Raw genomic sequence first — 13186 nt, 5'->3', positions numbered from 1 at the left:
GCTTTTCTCTCCACTCTGCTGAGAAAGTACAACCTTTGTTGCTCTCGAAAGAGAGCGCATCTCTGCAATCTTTCATCCAATATCCACATTTAGTCGAGCGAATTTATCAAGAGAATAAGAATCGGCGTATTTGGCAAGATGAGCAGATTGTTAGTCAATTTGAACATCAATTGGAAGTGATTCGCCGAGCGGGTTTTAGCCCTTTATTTTCACGCCAGTTAGCGCAAATGAAAGCGTATCGGAAGCAGCAAGCGTTCAACGAATACGATCTGCTGGCGACCGATACCTTACTTTTGTATTTGAGTTATGCTGAGCAAGCGCCCAAAGTCGGTATGGCTTGGTTCTTTGAAAGTAAGCTCAACTCTGCCATTGCTCCACCAAGCCAAGAAGCCTTGTTCGCCCTTCATGTTGCGGTGGAAGTTAACAGTATCGGCGATCTGCTCAATGGTTATGCGCCGAACAACGCGGCTTATGATCAACTGCTACATGCCTATGATTTTCTGCTCAGTACTGAAAATGCAGCGCTCTTGTTGTACACCCAAAAAGGGTTAAAAAAACCCGGCGATAAGCTCTCACAACGTAATGTGCTTATTGCCCGCTTATCATTAGTTAATATCGATGTTAGCACAGTGCGTGACGACGTAACTTGGTATGACAACAGCTTGGTCAAACCTGTGAAAGAGTTTCAAGCGATGCACGGTTTAAAAGCTGATGGCATGATTGGCCCCGAGACCTTAAAGTGGTTAAATTTGTCTTTGCAGGCACGCCTGTCTATGTTGGCATTAAATGCAGAGCGAACTCGTTTGTGGCCAGAATCAAAAGAGACACAGATCGTAGTCAACGTTCCCAGTTTTGATATGCGCTACTGGTATTTAGGTAAAGAAGTCTTTCAGTCTAAAGTGGTGGTGGGCCGAGTTTCACGCAAAACGCCACTCATGAGCACCAAATTAGATTCTTTGATCCTAAACCCGACGTGGAATGTGCCATACAAAATTATGGTAGAAGATATTCTGCCGATGGTAAAAAAAGATCAAAACTATTTGCGTCAACACAATATTGATATTGTTTCGAGCTGGCGCTCGAACGATCAAATTGACCCAAGCAACATCAACTGGTCTGCGGTGAATCCGGCCTCTTTTCCCTACCGAATGCGTCAGCAAGCCGGGCAAGATAATGCATTAGGTCTGTATAAATTTAATACGCCCAATCGTAGAGCGATTTACCTACATGATACGCCGAGTAAATACCTATTCAATAATACGTCGCGAGCCTTTAGTTCGGGTTGTATTCGAGTACAAAATGCCGATAAGTTTGCTTCGATGATATTAGAAACCCAAGGTATTAATGGTGATAAATTAACGGGTAAAGAAGGGCCTGCGAATGGCACGATCCCCTTAAAGCAGCGCATCCCCGTACACATCATCTATCAAACCGTTTGGTATGAAGGTGGGGAACTGCATTACCGAGATGATATCTATCGTTATGATGCATTCAGCACCAGTAATGGGTGAATGGATACCGCTAAAACAGTGGCCACCTAAGTAAGCAGGGATGCGTCTCTCAATTTACCAAAAAATAACTTAATAAAGATCTCTTTTATGTTCAAAGAGTAACGATGCTGTGGCTCTCTCTTGAGCATTTCGAGCACAATTTATGCATTTGATCTTCACAATGGAGTCCGGTAGTGTCCGGGCTTGTTGAAAATAAATTCAGTTGTGAAGGTATCCAACCTTGTTAGTTTCTCGTCGTCATTTTATAAAATTGGCTGGTAGTGGTGTCGTTTTAGCGGCGTGTGCCCCCCAGATAGTATTGGCATCGTACCCTGAAACCTCTCGCATACTTTCGATGAATAATTTACACACCGGTGAAACACTTGAAACCTGTTATTTCAACGGTGTTCGTTATGTTCGATCTGAGCTTGATCGGCTCAACCATATTTGCCGTGATTTCCGCCGCAACGAAGTCCATCCAATGGACAAAAATCTATTTGACCAAATATCGAAAATTCAATCTCTACTTGGCACGCAAGCGGAAGTACAAATCATCTCTGGTTATCGATCTCCTGCCACCAATGAAAGGTTGCGCACTCACTCCTCTGGGGTTGCTAAGAAAAGTTTCCATATGCTGGGCCAAGCAATTGATTTTCGGTTAGATGGTGTTCAGTTGAGTCAAGTACGCGAAGCGGCGATCGAATTGGGCGCTGGCGGTGTTGGTTATTATCCTAGCAGTGATTTTGTACACATTGATACTGGGCCTGTACGTCATTGGTCATAAGGCTGTCCGTGACTTGTCAAATGAAGGTGTCAATGTCATAGTTCGGCCAACTGCGAATTCGAACAAGGTTTTAGTATGTCGTTAAAGTATCAAGTGGTGCCCGTCACTTCCTTCTCTCAAAACTGCTCTATCGTTTGGTGTGATGACACCATGGAAGGGATCGTGGTTGACCCTGGCGGTGATGTGAAACAGCTCGTGATGTTGATCAATGAACTCGGGGTAAAAGTGGTCAGTTTGGTTCTTACTCATGGTCATTTAGATCATGTCGGTGGAACCGAACCGCTGGCGCAGCAGTTGGGCGGCGTCGATATTATTGGACCACATAAAGCGGACAACTTCTGGCTACAAGGCCTCGAAGGTCAAAGCAAAATGTTTGGTTTTCCACTGACGGAAGCCTTTGAACCTACCCAATGGCTTAATGACGGTGATGAAGTGAAGTTTGGCCTTCAAACTCTACAAGTATTGCACACGCCCGGCCACACGCCCGGTCACGTGGTGCTGTTTAGCCAGCAAGCGAAATTGGCGTTTGTTGGTGATGTATTGTTTAACGGTAGTATCGGCCGTACGGATTTCCCGCAAGGTGATTTCAATACCCTGATTCACTCGATCAAAACTAAGCTATGGCCACTTGGCAACGATGTGACGTTTGTGCCCGGCCATGGTCCGCAATCGACTTTTGGCCGTGAACGTGCCAATAACCCTTATGTCGCAGATGAAATTCCCCTGTATTGATCTTGATTAGGCTCAGAGTGTTCCTTCTGCGCCCATTAAATCATGTCTTAGTCTGGTTCGGCCGCCGCGAGGTAGCGCCGAATCAGCCCCACAAACGCCTCGGCGTCACGATCCAGATCGTGCGCTGAGATAAAAATATCATAATCAAAAAATTGCCGTTGATAGCGCATCCGATTGGCTAACATTGCCATAAGACCATGATAGTAATTACCGTTTGGCGCAGTGTAAGGTGCGTTGTCGAGTACCAAATCTTCAAATTGAGTCTCTTTGCGCTGTTGTTTTGCTCCTAAGTAGAGCAGCGCGCGCTGGCTGAGCAAGATCTCACTAGCGATTCTGGGACACACACTCTCAAGGTAAGGTGAATAATCCTTCAGTTTGATCCCAATCCAAGGCAAAGGTTGGTGCCAACCATGATATTCATAACTACACACCCCAATGCGGTTGATATTGTTCCATTTTACGACCCAACCTCCTTTAAAGAGATGCTGCTGAAAATGGGTAGCGGTTAGGGTGTAGCTAACTTTTCCTTTCAAAATCAAAAGATAGAAGGTGATTAGAGTCACTGCCAGTGCACTTACTAACAGCAGCGCATGAATAATGTTGGATGAGAACATGACAATGCAAATTGAAGCGATAATACAAGTCGTATTGATCCATTTCACCATAGGTGATTGCAGAGAAAAGCGCGTATTAGACAAATGTTGGGTGTGCATAAACCAGTGAAACTCCTTCGAGCTACAGCATCGTTGTTGGCTGTTGCGACCTGTGTAAATTGTAGTCAGTTACCGCATCAAAATGCGTTTTTGCCCCTCAATCTGTGCTATGCCCTACAAATCGAGGACGATTTTTGATATAAAACGCGCTTCAAATTTTCACCACTGCTTGAAACGCAGTGAAATGGAGAAATATTCGATGAGACTTGCTCATAAGCGTAAGGTGCAGGCAAAATTGCAAAAGCGTATTAAAGCGACTGTTGCAAACTTGATCGCCTCTCAATCAGCAAAGCCTGTAACAGCGCAATCGACCGTAGCAAAAACCGCTGCAACAAAAGTAGTTGTGGAGAAAGCGGCGGCGAACTCTAAAAAAGTGGATGTTGCGTTAACGCCAAAACAGCAACAGGTTTTAGATATCGTCGCTAACCACGCAGAAGGTATGAATCCTAAATCGATCGGCTTAAGTGCTGGTCAAGAAGATGCGAAAGCTGCCGCTTGGGCCACTGGCGCACTCAAGAAACTAGTAGAAGAAAATCTGGTAGTGAAAGAGCAGTTAGCAGGCAACAAAGTTATCTATAAAGCCATTTAATCTGCTGTTCGTTGTGAATGAATTAGCCTCGGTAGCCCCGAGGCTTTTTTACGATCAAATTTTAAATGCAATCAAAGCTACTCTTCTTTGGTAATTGAGCCAATTTCGAGCATCGGTGCGACATCGATGTTTTCGGCATTCATCATAGAAGATAAACGTTGTACTGATGAGAGCAACAAGCTTTGCTCCCACTCTTGAAGCTGCCTAAATTGTTCGACAAAGCTTTCTTGCAATGGTTGCGGTGCCTTTTCTAGCAGCTTCTTACCTTCGTCCGTTAAATGGGCGTGCACTTTTCGTTTATCGGTATTGCTGCGAATTCGCTGTACGTATCCGTTGCGCTCTAATCTATCCAAAATGGTGGTGGCAGTGGCCTGGCTCATGTTCGTATGATCCGACAATGTGCGGATAGTCACCTCACCAAGGGTTTGAATTGAGCGCATTAAAATAAGCTGGGGACCAGTAAGCCCAGCGTCTCTATTCAGTTTTTTAGAGTGCAGATCAATTGCGCGGATAATTTGTCGAATTGAGATCAAAACTTCTTCATGTTTTTCCAAACTCATTGTCCCAAAAAGAAAGTTATTAATAAGCGGGGACCATAGCGCAGTTCTTTTCACTTGAAAAGTAGCATTCGACCTCTTTTGTTTTGGTCTAAGATGATGAGTGTATAAGTTGAGATGTAAAATAATTAGTACTCGAATGTTTTTGTTTTCAATTCCCATCCTTCATTGGTTGATATTTAACCTTTTAGGCTTGATTTTTGCCTTCTATGGCATTTTTGTTGATTTTTAGTGGAATTTTTCTGTGATGTTGGTAGGGTATTCAGCATATTGAAAAACAAATTGCTATGAGTACGAAGTTATTTTTGGTTTTTATCTTAAAATTGTTTCGTTCTCATGGTTATTAATCTCAACTGAAAAATCATGTCTAGATTTCTAGAGAGGTAAAATGACAAAAGGTATTGATAAGTACAGTATCGACAGTACTGACTACACTGTCGGGCAAGATAACGTGCAAAAGTGGGGGTTTGATGTTCATAACCCAGTGTTTGGCTTTAGCGCCGGATTTATTGCGTTATTTTTAGTCGCCGCTTTAGTCGTTGATCCTGAGGTTGCGAAGAGCGTGCTTGATGGCGTTAAATGGAAAATTATTGGCACTTTTGACTGGCTGTTTATTTGGTCGGGTAATCTTTTTGTGCTGTTTTGCTTAGGCTTGATAGTTTCTCCCTTTGGTAAAATACGTTTAGGTGGCCAAGAGGCGACAGCAGACTACTCTTTTATTTCTTGGCTCTCTATGTTGTTTGCCGCAGGGATGGGTATTGGTCTCATGTTCTGGAGTGTCGCTGAACCAGTGGCGTATTTTACCGGTTGGTATGAGACGCCCTTAGGTGTTGCAGCCAACACACCCGAAGCGGCTAAACTAGCATTAGGTGCAACCATGTACCATTGGGGTCTACACCCTTGGGCCATTTACGGTGTGGTAGCGCTTTCCCTTGCGTTCTTTACTTACAACAAAGGGCTTCCGCTTTCTATTCGCTCTATTTTTTACCCGTTGCTTGGCGATCGTGCTTGGGGCTGGGCAGGGCATATCATTGATATTCTGGCTGTATTAGCAACATTATTTGGCTTAGCAACCTCATTAGGGCTGGGTGCTCAACAAGCGGCTAGTGGTATCCATCATGTGTTTGGCATTGATGCCGGAATGGGCTTACAAATTGTCGTGATTACCGTCGTTACTTTATTAGCGGTAGTCTCCGTGGTGCGTGGTATTGATGGTGGTGTCAAAGTCATCAGTAACATCAATATGATCGTTGCGTTCTTGCTGCTGATTTTAGTTGCATTGATTGGCTATACCGTAACCTTTTCATCCATTCCAACCACATTAATGGCGTATATTGAAAATATCATCCCACTCAGTAACCCGCACGGTCGAACTGATGAGGCTTGGTTCCAAGGTTGGACAGTGTTCTATTGGGCTTGGTGGATTTCATGGTCACCATTTGTTGGAATGTTCATTGCGCGAGTATCAAAAGGTCGTACTATCCGCGAGTTTCTCACCGCCGTATTATTAGTACCTACCGCTGTTACCTTGATTTGGATGTCTGTATTTGGTGGTTTGGCGATTGATCAAGTCATCAACAATGTTGGCCAATTAGGCGCGAATGGTTTGACCGAAGTGCCACTGGCGATGTTCCAAATGTTTGATGCACTGCCTTATGGCACGTTACTTTCAGTGATTGCGGTTGTGTTAGTGTTGGTATTTTTTATCACCTCATCAGATTCAGGGTCACTGGTCATTGATAGTATTACTGCTGGAGGCAAAGTGGATGCCCCTATCCTACAGCGTATTTTCTGGGCGTTGATGGAAGGCGCTATCGCCGTAGCCTTGTTATGGATTGGTGGCACCAATGCTATTGAAGCGTTGCAAGCCGCCGCCATATCAACGGCGCTGCCATTTACTATCGTGCTGCTGCTGATGTGTGTCAGCCTACTGTTGGGAATGCGAACCGAGCTCTTGAAACGTTAATTTCGACATTGATTTGAAAAGGCGACGAAAGTCGCCTTTTTTGATGTTTTTTTGACGATCGTCATTAGAGTGTTTTGCTAAAATACTAAGAAAAGCAAATGGTTATCTTGTGTCAGAATTCGACATATATTTCGTGCATCTTGTGTTAAATCTGGTTAATATTCGCCTCCGTTCCTGTATCTAACATTCTGCAAACCAATGAAATTAACCTTAAAGCAAAAGCTAATCGGTGCCAGTCTTTCTGCCGTCGTCGTTATGGCGAGCGCGTTGACTTGGCTAGCCGCTGATCAACTCTTTGAACAAACTCGAAATGGCGTATATTCGCGGGCAGAAAGCTTGTCAGCTGCCGCTGCGAAAGGCATTTCGGACTGGATTGTGGTCCGTAAAGAGATCTCAACCGCTTTTAATGACTACACCGCTCAAGATGATGTCGTTCCTTTCTTACAGCAAGCTCGCAAAGCGGGTGGCTTTGATGATATTTTCTTTGGTACGCCGCAAGGTGAGATGTATCGTTCACACCCTGAGCGTAACCGTGCTGACTATGATCCTCGCCAACGTCCTTGGTATAAAGATGCCGTTTCAGCGAATAAACAAATTATCACCACCGCTTATAAAGACGCGATCACCAATGCACTGTTGGTGACAATTGCAGATCCTGTGCGTCGCAATGGGCAATTTGTCGGCGTCGTTGGTGCCGATGTGTTAATCGATCAGCTGATCCAAGATGTCATCAGTTTAGATGCGGGCAAAAATGCCTATGCGATGTTGATTGATGCGCAAGATGGAACCTTTTTAGCGCATCCAGATAAAAATTTCTTATTAAAACCAGTGTCGTCATTGTCGAAGACGTTGACGATGAACATGATAGAGCAAGCAGTGGCTTCAGGTACCGTTGAAGACGCGTCATTACAAGGTGTTGATAAACTATTTTACTTCGCCAAAGTGCCGCAAACTGATTGGATTTTTGCTATCCAAATGGATCGTGCAACGGAAGAAGCAGCGCATACATCCTTGCTCATTGACCTAATTGTGACTGCGCTTGTGATTACTATTGCTGTGATTGTCATCGTCTCTTGGTTAGTGAGCTTTCTGTTTAGAGATCTTAGCCGAGTATCCAAAGCCTTAGAGGAAATTGCTTCCGGAGACGGTGATTTAACTCAACGTCTTGAACCAAGAAGTGATGATGAAGTTGGGCAATTAGCACAAAACTTCAATACCTTTGTCGGTAACATGCACACCATGGTTTCTAAACTCAGCTTTGTTTCTGCTGCGTTGTCTGAACAGTCAAAACAGACGGCCGCTCAAGCCAAAGAGCGTAGTGCGCGTATCCGTTTACAACAAGATGAGATTAATATGGTGGCTACGGCCATCAATGAAATGGCCGCAGCTACACAAGAGATTGCCGGTAACGCAGATCATACCGCTCAAAACTCTGGCGAAGCGGTAACGGCTTGCGTACATGGTTCGAATCAAGTTTCACAAACACAAGGTTCGATTCAAAACCTGGCCAAAGAAGTTCAAGTGGCCACTGATGTTATCCTTGAGCTGGAAGCACACGGTAAACATATCAATACGATTCTGGCGACTATTCAAAACATAGCAGAGCAAACTAACCTGCTAGCATTGAATGCGGCGATTGAAGCTGCACGTGCTGGTGAGCAAGGTCGTGGCTTTGCGGTGGTTGCCGATGAAGTTCGTGTGCTTAGCCAACGTACACATGCTTCGACAAAAGAAATTCAGCAGATGATCGAAACGTTGCAATCAACGACGGGTAAAGCGGTTGGCATTATGGGTGATAGCCGTATGCTTGCTGGAACCAGTGTAGATGATGCGAACGCCGCTGCAGCAAGTTTGATGCAAATTCATAATTCAGTTGAGCGCATCAGTGACATGGCGACGCAAATTGCCTCGGCCGCTGAAGAGCAAGCTTCTGTGACGTCGGAAATTACTCGAAACACGGAAGGGATCCGCGATGTGTCTAACGATCTTGCACAAGAAGCACATGAAGCAGCCGCACAAGCATCACAACTTTCTGAGCTTTCGCATCAGTTAGAAAATGAAATTCGTCGCTTTAAGCTGTAAGTTCTAAGCGTAAAAGCCGAGATGTGATTAAAAAAGAGGAACCATGTTAGGTTCCTCTTTTTTTTTTGCTCGTGTCGATCACGGTACTAAACCTTGAAAGAATCCCTTTAAAGGATAATCAAAAAGTTATAGCCACAACGTTCGGACACTTTGCTGCCGATCAAAATGATGAGCGATTTGTGCTTGGAATAATTCCGCGGTGGCAATAGCATCAACTAAAGCGTGGTGTGGAGTGTACGCTGGTAGCCCATAACGCGCTCGCGCTTGCCCTAAACGCACTGATTGTGGTTTTTGCCCTTTTAACTGGTTCCATAAACCTCCATGTAACCGTTGTTGAATTTCCGTTTCCAATTGCAAAGTATCGATCACCGGGAACTCAATGCCTTCACCCAATCGCACTTTTAATGCTTGATTGAGAAAGCTACGTTCAATATGGCGGTAATGAACCACAACAATTTTTCCAGATAAGGCCTTCAGTATCGACTCCTGCACTTCTGCCAAATCTGGCGCATCTAAAATATCGTTGTGTGTGATGCCATGGATAACCACCGAATCCTCTTTTAACGCTTGGCGTGGCCGAACTATCCAATGTTTAGAGCGGTTGAGATAGATACGGTTTAAGGTAAAAGGCACCAAGCCAATGGTGATAATGTCATCATGCTGCGCACTTAACCCCGTTGTTTCCAAATCTAAAGCGACAAACTCTATTTCATCGATTGGCGTGCAACCCTTAGCAATCGGCCTTGAATAAAAATCTTTGAGTAACGGATGGTTAACCAAAGACTGCTTATTGGCATATTTTGCTACCCAATCGATGCTTGGTTTTTGAAACCATTGTTTAATCACTTCTATCACTTCTATCACTTAAAGTTATTGCTGGCTTGATAACGGAATTTCAAGAAATTTTGCGCATTGCTTAGGATTTGAAACGCATCTTTTAAATTACGTCTTTCAAAATCAGATAGGTTTTCTGGCTCGATATTGTTATCTGGCTCTATTTCTTGTTCAACGTCAGCCGCTTGGTGGCGAATGCGTACCATAGCGATAAACTCCATTGCATCACGCAGATCTTGCGCCCGTCCTTTGGGCAGAATTCCGGCTTCAATGATGTCATCTAAACGTTCAAACGAGTTGGTAGAACGTGAACCGACAGCCAATGCATGCACACGGATTAAATCCGCTAACGGTGCAGTGCCGCGACGTTTTAAATTGATGGTGTTATTGTGTCGTCCATCTTTTTCCATCACAAAGTCTTTGAAAAACCCCAATGGTGGCGTTCGGTTCAGCGCATTTCGTGCAAGGCATGCAAGAAATCGATTATTTTTTCGTGCTCGCCGTACAATAAACCCATTCAGTTGTTCTGCCCATTTGGTCCTGCCACACACTCCGTATAAGTCAAAAAAGATGGATGCATTCAATAGCGCCTTAGGGTTAGGGTTATCTATCCAATCGGCAAAGCAGGCTTCCCATTCTTTACGAGTCATACGCCACATCGGGTTGCTGGCCATAATGTCCCCCGTACAGTAGCTGTAACCGCATTGATCTAAGCTGTCGCAGACAAATTTGGCGAACGCTTCGAAATAAGCACCATGCTGTGTTTCTTCATAGCTATCGTCCAAAATTAAAGCGTTATCTTGGTCCGTGACAATTAACTGTTCGTCACGGCCCATAGAACCCAAGGCTAAAAAGCAGTATGGAATAGGCGGCGAGCCTAGTAATTCTTCAGCAAGTTCAATGATTCTTTGTTTAAAGCTACGGCCAATCACTGACATCGCCGTGCCGATCATATGTGAGTTTGCATCTTCATTGACTAAACGAACAAAACTGTCTTTGACTTGGTGCGACAGTGTGGCTAACTCTTCAACGCTTTGTTGCTGGAAGATGCGACTTACGAGCAGCAATGAGTTTTGTGATTCGTAGCGAACAATGTCGGTCGCTTCAATGATACCGATCGGTTTTTTTTCTTTGAGTATAGGAAGATGATGAACATTGTAGCGAAGCATTTTCAGCATGGCCTCATAGACATAAGCATTATGATCTAATGAGATAACCTCCGTTGTCATCACTTCCGTGACGAGGTGATTAGGATCGATGCCAACGGCTAATACACGCGTGCAGAGATCTCGGTCAGTCAGGATGCCGATTACCGGGCTGCTATCGTCGTCACTCTCTTGCAAAATATCAGGATCAATCACCAGCAGTGAAGAGATACTCTCTTCCGCCATCTTGATCGCCGCATGTTGAATGGTTTCTGTTTTGTAAACGAAAGGAGCTTCTCGGCTGAGTAAGGTTCGCACTTTCGAGGTGGTGAGATCATTCTGCTCTGTTTTACTCAGTACGGCTTGGCGAAGGCGCGCGTTATCTTGCACTTCAACGAAATCAGCAAAGGAATCATAGTTGTCATATAAATCCTGAAACCTTGCCTCTGGAATACAATAAACCAGCGTATCTTCAATCGCAGTGACCGGAAAACGAACACGGTTATTGGTCAATAGCCCCATTTGACCAAATAAGCCGCCTTCGGTTAGGCGGTTGTATAATTCGCCTTTGCGACGGTACACCTCGACGACGCCGCTGCGGATAAAATACAAGTCCTGGATATGATCACCAAAATGAATGATGGGTGTACCTTGTCGAAAATAGGAGATTTCTACGCTCTGCGTCACTTCGAACAGTGTTTCTTCAGGTAGTTCATTGAACGGTGGATACTGAGCAAGGAAGTTCTTGATTTCAATTAATTCTGCTTCCATGGAGGCTTCCTTGTGTTTCGGAGTTCATATTGTGGGATTCTGACGTCGCGAGCCAGCTAAACGATGTAACTTGTCAAAGGGATCAGGTCACATCGGTGGCATTGGACATAGGATTCAGAGTGTTATAGTACATGAAAAGAACGTGCTTTGCAGGCAAGAGGGGAAAGTGTACGCGCTTCGATGTGAATCAAGTGCCATTTCAGTGAATTGAAGATAAAAAAATAGCCGACAAGTGGCGGCTATTGTTGTCTATTTCTTATCATTATCGATTATAGAACCGCTGCAATACCTCTGCACAGTGGGCCCATATTCGATTTCGTCATGCCTGCCACACTGATACGGCCGGAACCGACGATGTAAATTGCCAATTCATCTTTCAGACGCGCAACTTGTTCCTTGTTCAAACCAGAAAAAGAGAACATGCCATTTTGACGTTCAATAAAGCTAAAATCAGCCTTCACACCTTCGGCTTTTAGGGTGGTAACAAACAGCTCACGCATCTCTTGAATACGTTCACGCATTTCCGTCACTTCGTTTTCCCATTCTGCGCGCAGTTCGGCGTTATTGAGGATATAAGTAACCACAGCAGCACCGTGCGCTGGTGGATTTGAATAAATAGAGCGGATGATCGCTTTGATTTGTGAGAAGGCTGTTTCAGCGACATCTGTTGAGCCAGCAACGATGGTAAACGCCCCCACGCGTTCATTGTACAAACCAAAGTTTTTAGAGAATGAGCTCGCTACTAAGATCTCTTTATTGTATTTCGCAAAAGTACGCAGACCTTGCGCGTCTTCTTCAACCCCTTTCGCAAAACCTTGATAAGCAAAGTCAAACAGAGGAAGAAGCCCTTTATTAGCGACCAATTTTGCTAACGTTTCCCACTCTTTATCTGTTGGATCAATGCCAGTTGGGTTGTGGCAGCACCCGTGTAGAAGAACAATATCACCCGCTTGAGCTTGCTCAAGATCGGCAAGCATCGCTGCGAAATCTTTATCTTTCGTTTCGGAATTGTAGTACGAATACTGCGTGGTTTCTAAACCAGCCGCATTAAAAACACCGTGATGGTTTGCCCATGTTGGGTTGCTGATCCACACTTTCACGTCGCCGATTTGACGCTTAATAAATTCACCTGCTACACGCAGTGCACCAGTACCACCGGGCGCTTGTGCCGTTTTTGCGAGCTTTTGCGTCACAATCTCAGATTCATCGCCAAACAGCAGTTTTTGTACCGCGAGCCCATATTCAGCAGTACCTTCAATGGTGAGATAAGATTTGGTCTTTTCAGACTCAAGCAATGCCGCTTCCGCTTTCTTTACTGTCGCAAGAACAGGTGTTTCACCTGCTTCATTTTTGTAGATACCAACACCGAGGTTAATTTTTTCAGTGCGAGGATCTTTTTTAAACTCTTCGGTTAAACCAAGAATAGGGTCAGCCGGAGCTGCGACAACTTTTTCAAACATAATCATCATCCATGTAAAGTATTAGAAGGGATTTTAGAAACATAAAATTAAGCTATTTATACC

General features: G+C 44.4%; 11 protein-coding genes. 6 read left to right on the top strand and 5 right to left on the bottom strand.

All coding sequences use genetic code 11. The features are described 5' to 3' along the window. The 3 genes from AACU59_RS17400 to AACU59_RS17390 form a co-directional block, all read left to right on the top strand. Positions 1-1511, top strand: a 1511-nt coding sequence (locus tag AACU59_RS17400) for a L,D-transpeptidase family protein (protein WP_161437770.1), incomplete at its 5' end; no start/stop codon positions are given. A 220-nt stretch (positions 1512-1731) separates the two neighbouring features. Further along, positions 1732-2274 (top strand): YcbK family protein, encoded by a 543-nt coding sequence (locus AACU59_RS17395; RefSeq protein ID WP_094144418.1) that lies wholly within the window; start codon positions 1732-1734, stop codon positions 2272-2274. Between the two features lie 75 nt (positions 2275-2349). Next, positions 2350-3006, top strand: coding sequence for an MBL fold metallo-hydrolase (locus AACU59_RS17390; RefSeq protein WP_094144417.1), 657 nt, complete (start codon positions 2350-2352; stop codon positions 3004-3006). Positions 3007-3053: 47 nt separating this feature from the next. Here the strand turns inward: AACU59_RS17390 and AACU59_RS17385 are convergent, their stop codons facing one another. Beyond that, the gene (locus tag AACU59_RS17385; RefSeq protein WP_094144416.1) at positions 3054-3719 is read right to left on the bottom strand and encodes a DUF2982 domain-containing protein; all 666 of its coding nucleotides are present in this window, start codon (positions 3717-3719) and stop codon (positions 3054-3056) included. Between the two features lie 199 nt (positions 3720-3918). Here AACU59_RS17385 and AACU59_RS17380 point away from each other — a divergent pair, with 199 nt between their 5' ends. Then, positions 3919-4308, top strand: a complete 390-nt coding sequence (locus AACU59_RS17380) for a hypothetical protein (protein WP_026027541.1) — start codon at positions 3919-3921, stop codon at positions 4306-4308. Between the two features lie 77 nt (positions 4309-4385). Here AACU59_RS17380 and AACU59_RS17375 read toward each other — a convergent pair whose 3' ends face one another. After that, complete coding sequence (locus AACU59_RS17375; RefSeq protein ID WP_010320725.1) at positions 4386-4862, bottom strand: MarR family winged helix-turn-helix transcriptional regulator; 477 nt, start codon at positions 4860-4862, stop codon at positions 4386-4388. A 391-nt stretch (positions 4863-5253) separates the two neighbouring features. On the opposite strand from AACU59_RS17375, the gene AACU59_RS17370 reads away from it, so the two are divergent. Further along, positions 5254-6831, top strand: a complete 1578-nt coding sequence (locus tag AACU59_RS17370; protein WP_094144415.1) for a BCCT family transporter — start codon at positions 5254-5256, stop codon at positions 6829-6831. A gap of 198 nt (positions 6832-7029) precedes the next feature. Next, positions 7030-8913 carry a methyl-accepting chemotaxis protein gene (locus AACU59_RS17365; protein WP_094133828.1) on the top strand — a complete coding sequence of 628 codons (1884 nt, stop codon included), beginning with the start codon at positions 7030-7032 and terminating at the stop codon, positions 8911-8913. A gap of 126 nt (positions 8914-9039) precedes the next feature. Here the strand turns inward: AACU59_RS17365 and AACU59_RS17360 are convergent, their stop codons facing one another. The 3 genes from AACU59_RS17360 to AACU59_RS17350 form a co-directional block, all read right to left on the bottom strand. Next, positions 9040-9756, bottom strand: coding sequence for a 3'-5' exonuclease (locus AACU59_RS17360; protein WP_443281472.1), 717 nt, complete (start codon positions 9754-9756; stop codon positions 9040-9042). Positions 9757-9773: 17 nt separating this feature from the next. After that, the gene (locus tag AACU59_RS17355) at positions 9774-11663 is read right to left on the bottom strand and encodes a putative nucleotidyltransferase substrate binding domain-containing protein (RefSeq protein WP_094144413.1); all 1890 of its coding nucleotides are present in this window, start codon (positions 11661-11663) and stop codon (positions 9774-9776) included. Positions 11664-11932: 269 nt separating this feature from the next. Beyond that, positions 11933-13123 (bottom strand): amino acid aminotransferase, encoded by a 1191-nt coding sequence (locus tag AACU59_RS17350; RefSeq protein ID WP_094144412.1) that lies wholly within the window; start codon positions 13121-13123, stop codon positions 11933-11935. Positions 13124-13186 lie beyond the last annotated feature (63 nt).

Source organism: Vibrio sp. V23_P3S9T160, assembly GCF_963886625.1.
Lineage (GTDB): Bacteria > Pseudomonadota > Gammaproteobacteria > Enterobacterales > Vibrionaceae > Vibrio > Vibrio anguillarum.
The sequence above is the reverse complement of the archived record's forward strand: the minus strand, read 5'-3'. Positions and strand labels throughout refer to the sequence as shown.